The sequence below is a fragment of the Zhongshania sp. genome (assembly GCF_041584495.1).
Taxonomy (GTDB): domain Bacteria; phylum Pseudomonadota; class Gammaproteobacteria; order Pseudomonadales; family Spongiibacteraceae; genus Spongiibacter.
The window spans coordinates 1-15587 of the sequence record NZ_JBFHDY010000084.1 but is presented as its reverse complement, the minus strand read 5'-3'; the positions used below and the strand labels follow the sequence as shown (position 1 = coordinate 15587).

Sequence of the window (15587 nt, the reverse complement as noted above, 5' to 3'; positions counted from 1 at the left end):
CTTTGAAATGGTGCGGATGGAGAGACTCGAACTCTCACGCCTTGCGGCACCAGAACCTAAATCTGGCGTGTATACCAATTTCACCACATCCGCACACCCGTAAACCGACTTAAGGTATTGAATTATCTCGGTTTACAAACATATTCGCAGGAGCTCAGTCCCGCGAGGAACGAGATTGTGCCACAGCCCATGACCGCGATCAAGCGAAGCGGCGACACAATTTCAGACGTATTCTAAAATAATGACAATTTCACTACTAAGAATACGTCAAAGGAGCACTTAGACGCGCTCGATAATCGTACTGATGCCCTGCCCCATACCAATACACATGGTCGCCAAACCTACTGACGTGTCGCGCTGCTCCATCACATTCAACAAGGTAGTGACAATACGGGTACCTGAACAGCCAAAGGGGTGACCTAGGGCAATCGCACCGCCATTCAGGTTAACCTTGTCGTCCATTTTATCCAGCAAGCCCAGATCTTTAAGCACAGGCAGAGATTGCGCGGCAAACGCCTCGTTAAGCTCTACCGTCTGGATATCGTCCATGCTCATCCCAACGCGCTTAAGCGCTTTATGGGTTGATGGTACTGGGCCATAACCCATGATTGACGGATCAACACCAGCAACGGCCATTGCCGTGACTTTAGCCCGTGGCGTTAAACCAAGATCCATTGCCCGCTGACCAGACATCACGATCATTGCAGAGGCGCCATCGGCGATCTGCGAGCTAGTGCCTGCCGTTACAGTGCCGTTGCGAGGGTCAAAGGCTGGACGCAACTGCGCCAAACTTTCAAGGGTGGTTTCTGGGCGAACCGTGGTATCGGCTTTCACCAATATTTTGCGACCGTCTTCAGCGTGGCCTTCCATCGCAAAAATCTCATTATCGAAGAGCCCCTTCGCCTGCGCCTCTGCTGCGCGCATATGAGAGCGCAAACCGAATGCGTCTTGCTGCTCGCGGCTAATGCCGTGCATCATGCCGAGCGCCTCAGCAGTCATGCCCATCATGCCTGCAGCGCGCGCCACGTATTTGCTCGCCTGCGGGTTTGGATCAACACCGTGGTTCATCGCCAAATGACCCATATGCTCAACACCACCGACCATAAAGGTGTCACCGCAGCCACTCATAATTGCACCCGCAGCGGTGTGCAGTGCAGACATTGAGGAACCGCATAAACGGCTCACAGTCTGCCCCGCTACTTCATGAGGAAGCTTGGTAAGCACGGAGATCATCCGCGCAATATTCCAGCCCTGTTCATTCGTCTGGTTCACACAACCCCAGATCACATCTTCAAAACTCGCCGGATCCACTCCGGGATTACGCGCCAAAAGCGCATCAATCAAGGCCGCCGATAAATTTTCAGCACGTACATTCCGAAACACGCCGTTTTTAGAGCGCGCCATTGGGGTACGGGCGCAATCGACAATTACCACATCATTTGCTTTAAAAGTCATTACTGTATCTCCGCCCGATTATTTAAAGAAAGTTTCGCCATTCGCCGCCATTGCCCGCAGGCTGGCAGTGGGCTGGTACAAAGGTCCGAGATCTGCATAGCGGTCAGCCATTTCACAGAATGCTTTAGCACCCATCTGATCGATATAGCGCAGCGCGCCGCCGCGGAATACCGGAAAACCAATACCCATCACCAAGCCCATATCGGCGTCAGCTGGGTCACGCAAGATACCTTCATCAATGCAGCGCACTGTTTCGATACACATCGGTATCATCATCCGCGCTTGAATGTCGTCATCGCTCAACTCCACACTGGCTTGCTTGGCTTTAGCAGCTATCTCCAGGGCCGTGTCGTCCTCACACTTCTTGGGCTTACCCTTCTTGTCTTCTTCGTAACGATAGAAGCCGATGCCGTTTTTCTGACCGTAACGCTTGGCCTCAAACATCATCTGCGAAATACCGGTAAAGTCGTGACGCATCCGATCTGGGAAGCCATCAGCCATGACTTCAGCGGCGTGGCAGCCGGTATCAATACCTACAACGTCCATCAAATAAGCTGGCCCCATTGGCATACCAAAGCCTTCCATCACCTTGTCGACTTTGCGGAAATCCGCGCCATCGCGAATCAGCATGTCGAAGCCAGCAAAATAAGGGAACAGTACGCGGTTTACATAGAAGCCCGGGCAATCGTTAACGACAATTGGGGTTTTACCGATTTGCAGTGCGTACTTAACAACCCTAGCAACAGTCGACTCACTGGTTTTTTCGCCGCGAATAACCTCAACCAAAGGCATTGCATGCACTGGATTAAAGAAGTGCATACCACAGAAATTCTCTGGCCTTTCAAGAGCTTCGGCGAGATATGTAATAGAAATTGTAGATGTATTTGACGCTAAAACCGCATCCTTACGGATATGCTTCTCGGTCTCGGCAAGTACTGCGCGTTTCACTTTTGGATTTTCAACAACGGCCTCGACGATAACGTCTGCCTTGTCGAAACCGTCATAGTTCAATGATGGGCGAATGCTGTTCAATACCGCAGACATTTTGTCAGCGGTCATGCGGCCGCGAGACACCCGCTTGGCCAGTAATTTACCCGCCTCTTTCATGCCCAGCTCAATTCCCGCCTCGGCAATATCCTTCATCAGGATCGGCGTGCCTTTATAAGCGGATTGATAGGCGATACCGCCGCCCATAATACCTGCGCCCAACACGGCGGCCTGCTTAACTTCACCACCGGTTTTGGCAAAACCACGCGCGGCTTTGCTCACTGCTTGCTCGCTCAAAAACAAACCAACCAGTGCTGCAGACTGTGGCGTGCGCACCAGCTTAATGAAGTGGTCTATCTCAACTTCAATCGCTTCTGCGCGATTAAGGCCGACATTACGCTCCATTGACTTAGCGGCAGTCAGGGGCGCAGGCATATGGCGGCCAGCTTGCTGAGCAACCATCGCCTTACCCGTAGTAAATGACATCATTCTCTCAATGTCATTTAACTTAACAGGCGTGGTTTTCTCGACGCGACGCGCTTTATAGTCAAACTCACCGGCAATAGTATTTTTCAGTAAGTCTAGAGAAGCTTCTTTTAATAACTCAGGCGCAACAACGGCATCAACACCGCCATCCTTTAAAGCCGCATCTGGCTTTTGTTGGTTGCCAGTCGCTACCCACAACATCGCATTATCGCAGCCGATGACACGCGGCAAACGCACTGTGCCACCAAAGCCAGGATTGATCCCCAATTTTACTTCTGGCAAGCCTACAATAGCTGTCGTTGACATAATCCGGTAATCACAGGCCAAGCACATTTCAAAACCGCCACCTAAGGCAACGCCGTTAATCGCGACAACCGTTGGTACTGGCAAATCTTCAAACGCGTTGAAGACATCATTGGCCTGCTGAGCCCAACCGCGTAACTCGGCGTCTGGCAGCTTAAACAGCTCGGTAAATTCAGTAATATCTGCACCAACAATAAATACCGACTTTCCGCTGGTAACCAATACCCCTTGGAGGCCCGCTTCCCCGGCAAGGGCTGTGGTGGCTTCACCCAACTCCTGCAGCGTTACACGGTTAAATTTATTTACTGAATCGCCCTCAAGGTCGAAACAGAGCTCCGCAATCCCATTTTCTAGGTATTTTGCAGTTAACGCCTTGCCTTGATAAATCATCGTTGTTCCTCAAATTGAGTTTGTGGCGACGGTATTTACCGTACGCCCCATGTTTTCCATGTAAACATCGCGCGCTAAAACTACCTTATTACCAAAACCTTGGCAAGCTAAGCCGCTATTTAATCGGTTAAACACGCCGGATCAAATCGATAGCCCTCACCTAACCAATCACAAATTTCCTCAGCTACAGGGTGCCGCACAGCTGCGTACTCTGCAATATAGCGCTGTTTTGCATTTTCGCTGAGGCCATCTAGGCCCTGCCGCTGAAATATCGTCATATCTCGTTTCAGCAATGACGCCAATACTGCGGGTAACGGGCTAAGCACGGAATCTAACAGTTGCTCAGAATCATAACCTGCCCTGCCAGTATAGACGGCTGCCAGCGTCGGCAAGACTAGGCCCGACAAATGAAATTGATTCATTGGATTAACCATATGACCGGCGCACCATGCCGACAACTGCCAAGGTCGCCCAGTAAAGGGAGCCAAATGCAGAAAACGACTGGTTTTACGCCCGTCATTAACTGGGTAGTTGTCCCAAAGCAGGGGTTTTCGCCCGAGCAATGCTGTGGCTCGTGCCATATCCTCTTCGGAATACGCCTCGCTAATAACGCGATTCCCAGTCCACAGCAAATCGATATCGGGAGCTAAGCCAGCATCCAAATCCGCAAAGTAATTATCGGGGCAGCGACCAAACAACGCCTCAAGAATTGGATCAAAACTATAGTAGCTCGGACAAACCGCGAGCTTTACCTGGGGAAGCTGGGCGCGAATATCATTGACCACCGCCAGCTGGTTTTCAGCAAGTTGCGGATTTCCGGCGGGTAAATCGTCAAATAACACCCACAAAATATCGGGCTTTAGCTCAGCGATTGCAGCAATTTTACGCGCTAGTTTGATTTTGTCTGTCGGCGTGTAACTGGCTTGAAGGCCCGCAGGCGAAAGGCCAAGCCCCCACGAAATTCCCGAGCGACGGCAGTGTTCGCCCAGCATTAATAAATTATCACGATGACGTGCGCTAAAATCCTGTGGCCATTCACTGCGTAGACTAACATCGGCCTTCGGCGCGTAAATGTAGCTACCATAACCCCATTGACGCAGCAGTCCCGGCAGTGAAAAACGCTGCGCCCACGTCCATTGGCGACCGTAGAAGCCTTCAATAAGTCCGGGCGCAAATGCCATATTAATATCCTTTAACCGCGATAATAACGCTGCTCAACAAAAGGGCTTTTACGTAGCGTTAGTGGCAATAATTTACCTCGAACACTGGCGTAGAGCGCCTCACCCTGACTGAGTGCTTTTGTTGCGACGTAGGCCATCACTATAGGGCGCCCGATACTCGGACCGAAACCGCCGCTACTGACTCGCCCAAGCACACTGCCCTCAGCATTGACGATCTCAACACCCTCGCGCACTGGCGCTCGCCCTTCAACGTCGAGCAAGACCCGCTTTTCTGCGGTGCCTTCAGCTAATTGTTTGGCGATAACAGCTGCGCCGGGATAATTTCCGGCCCGCGCCTCACCGGGACGCCGCACCTTGGAGATCGCCCACAGCAGATTGGCGGAAACGGGCGAAATACTCTCATCCATGTCATGACCATAAAGGCATAGGCCCGCTTCTAGACGCAGCGAGTCTCTGGCACCGAGGCCAATAAACTCCACTTCGTCTTCGGCCAATAAAAGGCGCGCTAACTTTTCTGCGTCAGCGGCAGCAACGGATATCTCAAAACCATCTTCGCCGGTGTAACCGGAGCAACTCAGCCAGCAATCAATGCCAGCAACTTGACAGGACAGCGTATCCATAAACACCATATTGGCAGCCGCTGGCGCCAAACCTGCCATCACCTGCCGCGCCGCTGGCCCCTGCAATGCCAGCAAGCCCTGATCCACCAGCATTTCCATGCTGATGGATTCCGGTAAATTCTGCCGCAGCCACACATAATCTTGGTCTTTACAGGCGGCATTCACCACTAACATAAAACTGTCGCCGCAGTTGGCGAACATAAGATCATCGCGAATGCCGCCCTGCTCATTTGTTAACAAGCCATAGCGCTGGCGATCAAGTGGCAAACCCAACACATCTTGCGGCATCAAGGCTTCCAGCGCTTGCGCAATATTTTCTCCGCGCAAGCGAATCTGCCCCATATGCGACACATCAAATAAACCCGCCGCATTACGCACTTGCAAATGCTCTTTCATTACACCCATTGGGTACTGCACCGGCATATCGTAACCTGCAAACGGCACCATTTTTGCGCCAAGCTCGCGGTGTAATGCATTTAGGGCAGTGGTTTTTAATACTTCAACGGTCATTTACATCTCCGAAAGGATTTGCGACTGATAGGCTAGGCAATGGCCAACAGAACACAAATTCGCTAAATTCACTTATCAACGTCGGGGGCGGGACTATCAGCGCGCCAAGGAAAACAGCTGTTCAAAATTTGCGGTGGTTTGCTGGGCAACGTCAGCAAAAGACAAGCCTTTCAATTCGGCAACACACTCGGCTACTTCAACAACGTATTTCGGTTCATTTTTTTTACCCCGGTAAGGCACCGGCGCAAGATATGGTGAATCGGTTTCAACAAGTAAGCGCGACAGGGGCACCCGGCGTACAACCTCACGCAATTCCTGCGCATTCTTAAAGGTTATGATGCCTGAAAAAGAAATGTAGTAACCCATGTCGAGTGCGGCTTCAGCCATTTCCCACGACTCCGTGAAACAGTGCAGGACGCCACCCACCTCAGCCGAGCCATGTTCAGCAATCAGCTTTAACGTATCGGCACGCGCATCGCGGGTGTGCACTATTGTGGGTTTTCCGCAACTGGCCGACACCTGTAGGTGTTGGGTAAAGCTTTGTTGCTGCTCTTCTTTGCGCTCACTGCTGTAGTAATAATCCAATCCCGTCTCACCAATGGCAACAACTTTGGGATGATCTGCCAGCGCCAACAGCGTCTGCTTAGAGCAAATTTCGTCAGCGATATCCAGAGGATGAATACCTACCGAGGCGTAAATATTTGGAAATTTTTCAGCAATCGCCACCACCGCTGGCGCGTTATTAAGATCGATACCGATGCACAACATACGGTCAACCCCCCGCTCAGTGGCGGCTTTAACCGCAGCATCGAGGCTGCCATCGTAGGGACTGAGGTCAATACGATCAAGATGACAATGACTATCTACAAGCATGAATTTCTCGTTTGGCATTCTGGTTTGAGATATAACGTAGATCCGACACGCAAATAAAATCTACGCGACACACCGATTTACATCGTGTGAGTGGGCTTGTCTGATTCAATGATACCGGCGAGATAGGATTCAATTTTTTTGTTAGCAATGCCGTCCCCGCCAACAAATTGAACACCGACACCAGCCGCGCGATTGCTCTGTGCACCGCGTGGCGTAATCCACACAACTTTGCCGGCAATAGGCAATTTTTCAGGCTCATCCATTAGCGTCAACAACATAAACACTTCGTCGCCAACTTTGTAGGGCTTGGTTGTCGGCACAAAAAGGCCACCATCGCGAATAAACGGCATATACGCCGCATACAATACGGCCTTGTCACGAATAGTCAGTGACAAAATGCCATTGCGTGCACCCTGCGCACCACTCATAAATGTAAACCACCCTGCGGAATAGAAGCGTTATAACGTGTTGATAATGGCATCATAGCAATATGTTTACGCAACCGCACGATTTTGGCACAATTGCGCCCACTCGAGGAACACGCTTTCCAATATCAAGCGCTTATTCAACGCGACGCCACGGCTAAAACTACTCCGCAGTTTCAGGGCGCGCTCTAAACTGCCGATAACACGCTTTGCTGGCAGCGATTTAAAGCGCTGCCAACTCACTGCAGTTAAAGCCTGGCCTGCCAATTGGTAACGAGACAGCGACAGTAAGCGCGCCACCCACCAATCGAGCACCTGCAATATATCTGCGTCTAGCATCTCCTCTGCAAATTGCAAAGGGCTGCGCTGCCCGCCTACTAGCGCCATCAAGCCCCTGTCAAAACGCTCGCGACTTGCCAAACCATCTTTATCAAAGACCTGACGCGCCGCCAAAGGCCGCCCACCCGCTTCCGCTAATAAGCGTTGCGCCATGGCTTGATCGCCGACATAGTCTCGCAACCATGGCTCAGCCAGCTCGGGGCTCGGAATACCAAAGCTTAATTGCAAACAGCGCGAACGTATCGTCGCTAGCAGTTGGCTGCTGCTGTGGCTGACTAATATGAGTAGCGTGCCACTGGCAGGTTCTTCAAGGGTTTTAAGCAATGCGTTGGCGGTATTTACATTCATCGCCTCAGCGGGGTGTATTAGCACCAGTTTCCGGCCACCATCACGATGGGCGTGTTGGGCCGAAAAATGTTGCAAGCTGCGCACTTGGTCGACGCCAATTTGCCGCTTCCCCTCCTCGGGAGAAATCTCCCGAAAATCTGGATGAGAAGCATCACGCTGAAAATGACAGCTGCGACATTGTCCACAAGCTGCCAATTCGCCCGGTGACTCGCAAAGCAAGTACGCTGCTAGGGCTTGAGCAAATCGCAATTTACCAATCGCACTCGGACCACTCAGTAATAAGGCGTGAGGCAAACGCTCAGCGTGAATCTGCTTTTGCACTTCTTGCCACTGGACCATTTGCCAGGCGTAGGCATGCTGCGGCTCAGACATGAGCGGCCACCTGATAAGCTGCTAATTGCTGTTTCAGTTCGGCGGCAATGTCTCGCTGCACGCTCGCCAGGTCTGCGCTGGCATCAATTAGTTTAAACCGCTGCGGCTCGGCGACAACCCGCGCCAAATAGCCGTCGCGCACTTTTTCAAAGAAATCGTGTTTTTCTTGCTCAAAACGGTCGAGAGCCCCCCGTTCGCTCGCCCTGGCCATACCGACATCGACAGGGGCGTCGAGCAGCACGGTGCAATCTGGCTTTAATACGCCCTGCACCATCGTTTCTAAGCTGGCAATAACATCGGTAGACAAGCCCCGCCCCCAACCTTGATAAGCAAAGGTGGCATCGGTAAAACGATCGCACAAAACCCATTCGCCACGTGCCAACGCAGGTACAATTACCTGATTAATGTGCTGAGCGCGCGCTGCGAATACCAAGAGTAATTCTGTCAGTTCGCACATGGTCTCTTCGCGGGGCACTACTAAGGTATTGCGAATTTCTTCGGCGAGAGGCGTACCGCCAGGCTCCCGACTAACAATATAAGGAATTCCCGCTGCATCGAGCAGCTGGCAAATAAACGCGATATTAGTCGATTTACCTACGCCCTCAGTGCCTTCAACAGTGATAAATCGCCCTTTGGCTGGCGTGTTCATTTATTTCTCCGGAAGCGGTGGCGCCGAGCGGTAATCCGCACGGCGCTTTTGCACTTGATAGCGTTTTACTGCGGCTTCGTGCTCTTTCAAGGTAGCCGAAAAATAATGGGTACCGTCCCCCTTAGCAACAAAAAATACCGCGTCGCCATCCGCCGGGTGCAAGGCAGCGTAAATCGCTTCTCGCCCCGCTAATGCAATGGGACTGGGAGGAAGGCCATTTTGCCGGTAAGTATTATAAGTATTGCTGTCGTCCCGCAGATGCGAGCCTCGCAAATTACCCTGGTAGCTGTCGCCTAAGCCGTAAATCACGGTTGGGTCGGTTTGCAGGCGCATTCCTGTCTGCAGGCGCCGCACAAAAACCCCGGCAATTTCTGCCCGCTCGTGAGCAACGCCCGTTTCCTTTTCAATAATCGAGGCCATAATCAAGGCCTCGTAGGGGTTAGCGTAGGGTAGATTATCCGCGCGAGCCGCCCATTCGTCCGCCAGCACTCTTTGCATACGCTGGTAGGCCCGAGTCAAAATTAGGCTTACTTTGTCACCGCGGTAGTAGTCATAAGTATCGGGGAAAAACAAACCCTCGGGCTCTTGCGCCATGGGTTCGGTAATATTTAATTGCGCCCACAGGTCGGCGTTTTGGCTTAGCTCTTGTTTCTCAAGTAAGTCTTGTGTCTCCAAGTAACGTAGCAACTGAGCCAAGGTCCAACCCTCCACCAGCGTCAGCTGATGGCGAACCACGTCACCTAAGCGCATCATCGCCAAACTTTCAGCGACAGTCATACCTGCCTCAAAACGATACTCACCCGCTTTTATATCCGCAGCCTGAGGGTGCAGACGACCATATATTTTCAATATATAAGGTTTACTGATCCAGCCGCGTTCTGCGAGTAGCATCACCATACTGGAATACGCAGTACCCGGCGGCAACACAAAAACTTCGGTGCTTTCTGTCAGCGGTAAAGGCTTATTAAGGTATGAGTTGAGATACCACGCCAAGGCCAGCACCGTAAGTATAAGAGGGAATATTAGCGCCAACAGGGCTTTAAATACTTTAAGCATAGAAATGTGACTCAAACTCCCGCTGTAACTGTCGACACATCGGACCTATGGCCTTATGCATACATTCTATTTTTATTACTGGCCAAATACCGATAACACTATTGCAAATAAATACCTCGTCGGCCTTACGCAGTGTCGACATTTCCACCGCCTCGATGACCACCCGCAGCCCTATTCGCTCAGCCGCAGCAAGGATCTGCTGGCGCATAATGCCGTTGACACCGCAATCATTCAAGCGAGGGGAAACTAAACAACCCCCTACCGCCAAAAACACATTGCTCCGAGTGGCTTCGATAATTTTTCCGGTCTCATCAAGTACCAAGCCTTCATCAAATCCCCGGCCTTGCATCTCCCGCGCCGCCAGCACCTGCTCTAGACGGTTAAGGTGTTTGATGCCGGCGAGCTGTGGCTGACGAGCCAGCCGAGTTTGACATAAGCCAAGCGCAACGCCCTGCTGCCAATACCCCTGTGACGCTGGCGCTACGGGAGAGAGACTAACAATCCGATGCGACGCCGCCGCTCGGGGGCTATAACCCCGGCTTACAGCGCCACGAGTCAATATTATTTTTAAAATCGCATCATTAGCGCCTAAATTCGCTAATAATCGCGAACAATCCCCAGCGAGCACACCGGTATCACACGGTATGTGTAAACGGTGGGCGTCTTGCGCTAAACGCTGTAGATGCTCGCCCAACCACAGCGCAGAACCCTTGCGAACCAGTATCGTTTCGAACAGACCGTCGCCATAGGCTAGGCCTCGATTATCGAGGCTAATACTATTGGCGAGCTGGCCATTCACCATGCTTGCCGACGTCATTAGTTTACTCAACTACTGAGTTGGCCAAACAATAAGCTGCCATTAGTCCCACCAAAACCAAAAGAATTGGACAACACCCGCTGCAGCTTGCGTGGTTGCGCAGTGTGGGGTACGTAATTTAAATTGCAGCCCTCCTCCACGTCATCGAGATTGATTGTCGGTGGCGCAACCTGGTCACGTAGCGCTAAAATCGAGAATATGGCCTCTACCGCGCCTGATGCCCCCAGCAAATGCCCAACCATAGACTTGGTTGAACTCACTGCAATTTTTTCGGCTGCCGGGCCCAATAGGCTTTCAATCGCGCGGCTTTCCGCGACATCCCCAGCAGGCGTAGACGTGCCGTGGGCATTGATGTAGTCGACTTGATCCGCATTTAAGCGCGCATCGTCTAAAGCGCTTTGCATTGCCGCCCGCGCGCCGCGACCGTCTTCCGGCGGCGAGGTCATGTGAAAGGCATCGCAGCTCATGCCGAAACCCAAGATCTCAGCATGAATATGCGCGCCGCGGCGTTTAGCAAACTCATACTCTTCTAACATCAACATCCCAGCGCCATCGCCCAGTACAAAACCGTCACGGTTTTTATCCCATGGCCGACTTGCGCGCGCGGGATCATCATTGCGGGTAGACATGGCTCGGGCCGCCGCAAACGCACCCAAACCCACCGGGGTGGTTGCCATTTCGGCACCACCAGCCAACATTGCGTCAGCATCTCCGTAGGCGATCATCCGCGCCGCCATCCCGATATTGTGGGTACCTGTTGTGCACGCCGTCGCGATCGCAATACTCGGCCCCTGCAGATTGTGCTTTATAGCAACAACGCCAGCGATCATATTAATAATGGCGCCGGGTACCGTAAACGGCGATATTTTGCGCGGGCCGCCATTATTTAATAACTGCCTACTGTTTTCTATCAGACCTATACCACCAATGCCAGAGCCTATCGCGGTACCTATACGGTGAGCATTCGTGTCATTTACCTCAATACCCGAATCTTCAAGCGCCTGCTCTGCTGCCGCCACACCGTAGTGAATAAACGGGTCAAAACGCTTGGCTTCCTTGCCAGACATATAGTCATTAATGTCGAAATTTTTTATGGCGCCCCCGATACGGGTCGCAAACTCGCTAACACCGAAGCGATCAATTGCCGAGATACCGCTTTTCCCCGCAAGAATATTGCGCCAAGTTTCAGTTACTGAATTTCCAAGCGGGCTAATTATTCCCATCCCAGTGACGACAACTCTTCTCTTATCCATAATACTCTCCCGACTCTAGGCACGTGTTGTATACGCTCTATTTTAAGACATGGATGCCACACGTTCAGACATAAAAAAAGCCGTTCTACATTACATAGAGACGGCTTTTTTAAACGGCTAGGCCGTTATATTACTTACTGAAGATTGGCTTTGATGTAATCAATGGCCAGCCTAACAGTGGTAATTTTTTCAGCTTCTTCATCAGGAATCTCAGTTTCAAATTCCTCTTCCAGAGCCATTACCAGTTCAACCGTGTCCAGCGAATCTGCGCCGAGATCTTCTACGAATGATGCAGACTCTGACACATCTTCTTCTTTAACACCCAGTTGCTCTGCAACAATCTTCTTGACGCGTTCTTCAATGCTACTCATGGTCGTTGGTGACTCCTAATTGATATTAAAATTTTGGGCCTGCTTCCCGGTGGCCACTTAACTTGGCCACAAGCATGACCACCGAAAATTGTGTTTCATATCGCCAGCACTTCGGCGCTCATTCTACCGCGACTGATGCCGCTTGTGCATAGAAAAATATGAAAAATTCACGCTCAAGCTAGATTTTTCCTCCCTGAGCATATGTTTACGCCATATACATACCACCGTTAACGTGAATTGTTTCACCAGTAACATAACCTGCAACATCGCTTACCAAGAAAGCCACTACCCCGGCAATCTCTTCCGGGCTGCCTAAGCGCTGCAGCGGTATTTGAGTTTTTAGGGCCTCACGCTGATCGTCGCCGAGTTTTTTCGTCATATCGGTATCGATAAATCCTGGTGCCACCCCATTTACGGTGATGCCTCGTGATCCAATTTCCCGTGCCAGCGCGCGAGTGAAGCCATCCATACCCGCTTTGGCTGCAGCATAATTGGTTTGCCCGGCATTGCCCATTGCGCCAACCACCGAGCTAATATTAATTATGCGACCCCAGCGAGCCTTAGTCATACCGCGCAAACAAGCTTTACTCAAGCGATAAAGCGAATTGAGATTGGTATCAATAACGTCATACCACTCATCGTCCTTCATGCGCAGCATGATGTTGTCTTTAGTGATACCGGCGTTATTCACCAACACCGCTGGCGCGCCAAACTGTTCTGTGATCGCCTTCAGTGTCGAGTCAACCGACTCAGTGTTAGACACATTCATCATCATACCGACGCCGCTAATACCGCTCGCTTTAAAATGCGCGGTAATTGCGTCGGCGCCACCGCCTGTTGTCGCCGTACCAATAACTTGATAGCCCATATTGCCAATCGCAATGGCGATTGCCTGCCCAATACCACGGCTCGCGCCAGTGACTAATGCTACTTTCGCTGTCATCTTCCCGCTCCTAAATAGAATCAATTTATTCGGCAGCAGCTTTCAGTGCCGCCGCCAGTGTTTCGGGTGACTCAATATTCAAACAACTTAGCGATTTTTCTATACGCTTGTTCAAGCCGCTCAACACTTTACCTGGGCCAGCTTCTATGGTCGTCGTAATACCGGCTGCGGCCATCGTCTCAACACAAGACACCCATTTAACCGCACTGTAAATCTGCTCCACCAACAAGGCCTTGATCGCCGACGGATCGCCTTCAGTTTTGCCGTGCACATTGTGCACCACTGGAACCCTTGGTGATTGCAAACTCACTGCAGCTAAAGCTTCAGCCAATTTTTCGCCCGCAGGTCGCATCAAAGAGGTATGGAAAGGCGCGCTTACCGGCAAGGGCAATGCGCGCTTAGCGCCTGCCGCCTTAAGTAATTCAATCGCCTTGTCGACACCAGCCACCTTACCGGCAATAACAACCTGACCCGGCGAATTGAAATTTACCGCCTCAACCACGCCCGCCGCTGACGCTTGCTGACAAATATCAATAATTTGCGCGTCATCCAAGCCCAACACGGCCGCCATCGCGCCCTCGCCCACGGGCACCGCTGTTTGCATATACTGACCACGCGCGCGCACCAAGCGCACCGCATCAGCAAAATCAATTGCACCAGCACAAACCAAGGCAGAAAACTCACCAAGGCTATGGCCGGCCATCAACGAAGGCTGCAAGCCTCCCTGCTCACACCACAAACGCCATACCGCAACACTGGCGGTTAATAATACCGGCTGAGTAGTTTCAGTTAAATTAAGCTGGGCTTGCTTGCCATTTTGCACCAAATCCCACATATCGTAGCCCAAGGCCGCGGAGGCCTCGGCAAAAGTCGTCTTAACAGAGGGAAAAGCGGCGCCAAGCTCAGCTAGCATACCGACTTTTTGCGAGCCCTGACCGGGGAAAACCAAGGCAAGTTGCTGGGTATTCATTCCATGTATCCTTAATCAGTGATTTTTAAGATGTTGTTTCTAAGTGCTTTTCGATTTGAGCCTGCAAATCCTTGCGAACCGCCCTTGCGGCCTGACGAATTGCCGACTGAAACCCTTGCGCACCGGAACTGCCGTGGGTTTTTACGACAATACCGTTCAGCCCAAGCAATACCGCGCCATTATAGCGATCGGGATTAATGTCGCGCTGGAACGCCGCGATTACAGGGCGAGCCAAAAGGCCCACGAACATACCGTATAAGTTTTTTTGGAATCGCGCTCGCAGCTGGCTCGCTATAAAACTTGCCGTACCTTCGCAGACCTTTAACGCCACATTACCGGCAAAACCATCACAAACAACCACATCGACGTCCGCCGAAAACAGGTCGCCACCCTCAATAAAGCCGCAATAATTCAAACGAGAATCTGCACTAATAAGTTCAGCAGCATCCCGTATGGTCGCCGTTCCCTTAGTCAACTCAGAGCCAATATTCAATAGCCCTACGCGAGGCGACTCACTGCCATCAAGAACTCGACACAAGGCCGAGCCCATTTGCGCAAAGTGATGCAATTGCTGGGCATCGCATTCGGCGTTGGCACCGAGATCAAGCAAGAAAGTATGGCCATTCACAGCGGGAACCGGCGCACAAATGGCCGGGCGCTTGATACCAGGTAACCGCGTTAACACGACACAACTCATAGCAACGAGCGCGCCAGTATTCCCGGCACTGACCACAGCGGAAACAACACCGTCGCGAAGCAACTCAAGGGCAATGTACATAGAGGATTTTTTTTTGCTACGAAGTGTTCGGCTGGGTTGATCATCCATGGCCACCACATCAGGAGCATGGTGAACACATAAGCGAGTCGAATCGAATTTTTCGCTGGCAAGCGCAAGCGCGATGGCAGGCTCATCGCCAACCAAAAGGATATGAAGAGCTGAATTATGATTCAGCGCATTTACAGCAGCAGGAACAGAAGAGCGGAGACCGTGGTCCCCGCTCATTGCATCAACGGCGAGTCGCAGCGATGCCACGCAAATACTTAGTCGTCTTTACCAGCGACAACTTTACGACCACGGAAAAAGCCATCCGCAGTGACATTGTGACGGAGATGCTTCTCACCGCTGGTCTGATCCACAGACAAAGTTGGACCAGTCAATGCGTCATGCGAACGACGCTGACCCCGACGTGAACGTGTCACTTTACTTTTTTGAACAGCCATGGCCTAAAAATTCCTCAT

At 51.6% G+C, this 15587-nt stretch carries 16 protein-coding genes and 1 tRNA gene; all 17 read right to left on the bottom strand.

Annotated features, from left to right (window positions below; genetic code table 11):
- Nucleotides 1-8: 8 nt before the first annotated feature.
- A tRNA-Leu gene (locus tag ABYP33_RS13215) sits at nucleotides 9-93 on the bottom strand.
- A 186-nt stretch (nucleotides 94-279) separates the two neighbouring features.
- Nucleotides 280-1455: an acetyl-CoA C-acyltransferase FadA gene (gene fadA / locus ABYP33_RS13210; RefSeq protein ID WP_373091503.1), complete on the bottom strand. Its 1176-nt coding sequence runs from the start codon at nucleotides 1453-1455 to the stop codon at nucleotides 280-282.
- An 18-nt stretch (nucleotides 1456-1473) separates the two neighbouring features.
- Nucleotides 1474-3621, bottom strand: a complete 2148-nt coding sequence (gene fadB / locus ABYP33_RS13205) for a fatty acid oxidation complex subunit alpha FadB (protein WP_373091501.1) — start codon at nucleotides 3619-3621, stop codon at nucleotides 1474-1476.
- Nucleotides 3622-3740: 119 nt separating this feature from the next.
- The gene (locus ABYP33_RS13200; protein ID WP_373091499.1) at nucleotides 3741-4802 is read right to left on the bottom strand and encodes a beta-N-acetylglucosaminidase domain-containing protein; all 1062 of its coding nucleotides are present in this window, start codon (nucleotides 4800-4802) and stop codon (nucleotides 3741-3743) included.
- 11 nt (nucleotides 4803-4813) lie between these two features.
- The gene (gene gcvT / locus ABYP33_RS13195; RefSeq protein ID WP_373091497.1) at nucleotides 4814-5932 is read right to left on the bottom strand and encodes a glycine cleavage system aminomethyltransferase GcvT; all 1119 of its coding nucleotides are present in this window, start codon (nucleotides 5930-5932) and stop codon (nucleotides 4814-4816) included.
- Nucleotides 5933-6028: 96 nt separating this feature from the next.
- Nucleotides 6029-6805, bottom strand: coding sequence for a TatD family hydrolase (locus tag ABYP33_RS13190; protein WP_373091495.1), 777 nt, complete (start codon nucleotides 6803-6805; stop codon nucleotides 6029-6031).
- A 77-nt stretch (nucleotides 6806-6882) separates the two neighbouring features.
- Nucleotides 6883-7233, bottom strand: a complete 351-nt coding sequence (locus ABYP33_RS13185) for a PilZ domain-containing protein (RefSeq protein ID WP_008250068.1) — start codon at nucleotides 7231-7233, stop codon at nucleotides 6883-6885.
- Nucleotides 7234-7299: 66 nt separating this feature from the next.
- On the bottom strand, nucleotides 7300-8289 hold the full coding sequence (locus tag ABYP33_RS13180) for a DNA polymerase III subunit delta' (RefSeq protein ID WP_373091493.1): 990 nt from the start codon (nucleotides 8287-8289) through the stop codon (nucleotides 7300-7302).
- Nucleotides 8282-8938 carry a dTMP kinase gene (tmk, locus tag ABYP33_RS13175; RefSeq protein ID WP_373091491.1) on the bottom strand — a complete coding sequence of 219 codons (657 nt, stop codon included), beginning with the start codon at nucleotides 8936-8938 and terminating at the stop codon, nucleotides 8282-8284. The genes ABYP33_RS13180 and tmk overlap by 8 nt, the downstream gene beginning before the upstream one ends.
- Nucleotides 8939-9994, bottom strand: a complete 1056-nt coding sequence (gene mltG / locus ABYP33_RS13170) for an endolytic transglycosylase MltG (protein WP_373091489.1) — start codon at nucleotides 9992-9994, stop codon at nucleotides 8939-8941. It lies immediately after the preceding gene.
- Entirely contained in the window at nucleotides 9987-10811 is an 825-nt protein-coding gene (gene pabC, locus ABYP33_RS13165) for an aminodeoxychorismate lyase (protein WP_373091487.1), read from the bottom strand. The genes mltG and pabC overlap by 8 nt, the downstream gene beginning before the upstream one ends.
- 8 nt (nucleotides 10812-10819) lie before the next feature.
- Nucleotides 10820-12064, bottom strand: coding sequence for a beta-ketoacyl-ACP synthase II (gene fabF, locus ABYP33_RS13160; RefSeq protein WP_373091486.1), 1245 nt, complete (start codon nucleotides 12062-12064; stop codon nucleotides 10820-10822).
- Between the two features lie 134 nt (nucleotides 12065-12198).
- Nucleotides 12199-12435, bottom strand: a complete 237-nt coding sequence (gene acpP, locus ABYP33_RS13155) for an acyl carrier protein (protein WP_008250062.1) — start codon at nucleotides 12433-12435, stop codon at nucleotides 12199-12201.
- Between the two features lie 205 nt (nucleotides 12436-12640).
- Nucleotides 12641-13378 (bottom strand): 3-oxoacyl-ACP reductase FabG, encoded by a 738-nt coding sequence (gene fabG / locus ABYP33_RS13150; RefSeq protein ID WP_373091485.1) that lies wholly within the window; start codon nucleotides 13376-13378, stop codon nucleotides 12641-12643.
- 25 nt (nucleotides 13379-13403) lie between these two features.
- On the bottom strand, nucleotides 13404-14348 hold the full coding sequence (fabD, locus tag ABYP33_RS13145; RefSeq protein WP_373091484.1) for an ACP S-malonyltransferase: 945 nt from the start codon (nucleotides 14346-14348) through the stop codon (nucleotides 13404-13406).
- 25 nt (nucleotides 14349-14373) lie between these two features.
- Nucleotides 14374-15381 carry a phosphate acyltransferase PlsX gene (gene plsX, locus ABYP33_RS13140; protein ID WP_373091483.1) on the bottom strand — a complete coding sequence of 336 codons (1008 nt, stop codon included), beginning with the start codon at nucleotides 15379-15381 and terminating at the stop codon, nucleotides 14374-14376.
- 8 nt (nucleotides 15382-15389) lie between these two features.
- Complete coding sequence (rpmF, locus tag ABYP33_RS13135; RefSeq protein WP_373091481.1) at nucleotides 15390-15569, bottom strand: 50S ribosomal protein L32; 180 nt, start codon at nucleotides 15567-15569, stop codon at nucleotides 15390-15392.
- Between the last annotated feature and the right edge of the window lie 18 nt (nucleotides 15570-15587).

Coding starts and splice junctions, on each gene's coding strand:
- fadA (WP_373091503.1), bottom strand. CDS start 1,455: ATGACTTTTAAAGCAAATGATGTGGTAATTGTCGATTGCGCCCGTACC.
- fadB (WP_373091501.1), bottom strand. CDS start 3,621: ATGATTTATCAAGGCAAGGCGTTAACTGCAAAATACCTAGAAAATGGG.
- ABYP33_RS13200 (WP_373091499.1), bottom strand. CDS start 4,802: ATGGCATTTGCGCCCGGACTTATTGAAGGCTTCTACGGTCGCCAATGG.
- gcvT (WP_373091497.1), bottom strand. CDS start 5,932: ATGACCGTTGAAGTATTAAAAACCACTGCCCTAAATGCATTACACCGC.
- ABYP33_RS13190 (WP_373091495.1), bottom strand. CDS start 6,805: ATGCTTGTAGATAGTCATTGTCATCTTGATCGTATTGACCTCAGTCCC.
- ABYP33_RS13185 (WP_008250068.1), bottom strand. CDS start 7,233: ATGAGTGGTGCGCAGGGTGCACGCAATGGCATTTTGTCACTGACTATT.
- ABYP33_RS13180 (WP_373091493.1), bottom strand. CDS start 8,289: ATGTCTGAGCCGCAGCATGCCTACGCCTGGCAAATGGTCCAGTGGCAA.
- tmk (WP_373091491.1), bottom strand. CDS start 8,938: ATGAACACGCCAGCCAAAGGGCGATTTATCACTGTTGAAGGCACTGAG.
- mltG (WP_373091489.1), bottom strand. CDS start 9,994: ATGCTTAAAGTATTTAAAGCCCTGTTGGCGCTAATATTCCCTCTTATA.
- pabC (WP_373091487.1), bottom strand. CDS start 10,811: ATGACGTCGGCAAGCATGGTGAATGGCCAGCTCGCCAATAGTATTAGC.
- fabF (WP_373091486.1), bottom strand. CDS start 12,064: ATGGATAAGAGAAGAGTTGTCGTCACTGGGATGGGAATAATTAGCCCG.
- acpP (WP_008250062.1), bottom strand. CDS start 12,435: ATGAGTAGCATTGAAGAACGCGTCAAGAAGATTGTTGCAGAGCAACTG.
- fabG (WP_373091485.1), bottom strand. CDS start 13,378: ATGACAGCGAAAGTAGCATTAGTCACTGGCGCGAGCCGTGGTATTGGG.
- fabD (WP_373091484.1), bottom strand. CDS start 14,348: ATGAATACCCAGCAACTTGCCTTGGTTTTCCCCGGTCAGGGCTCGCAA.
- rpmF (WP_373091481.1), bottom strand. CDS start 15,569: ATGGCTGTTCAAAAAAGTAAAGTGACACGTTCACGTCGGGGTCAGCGT.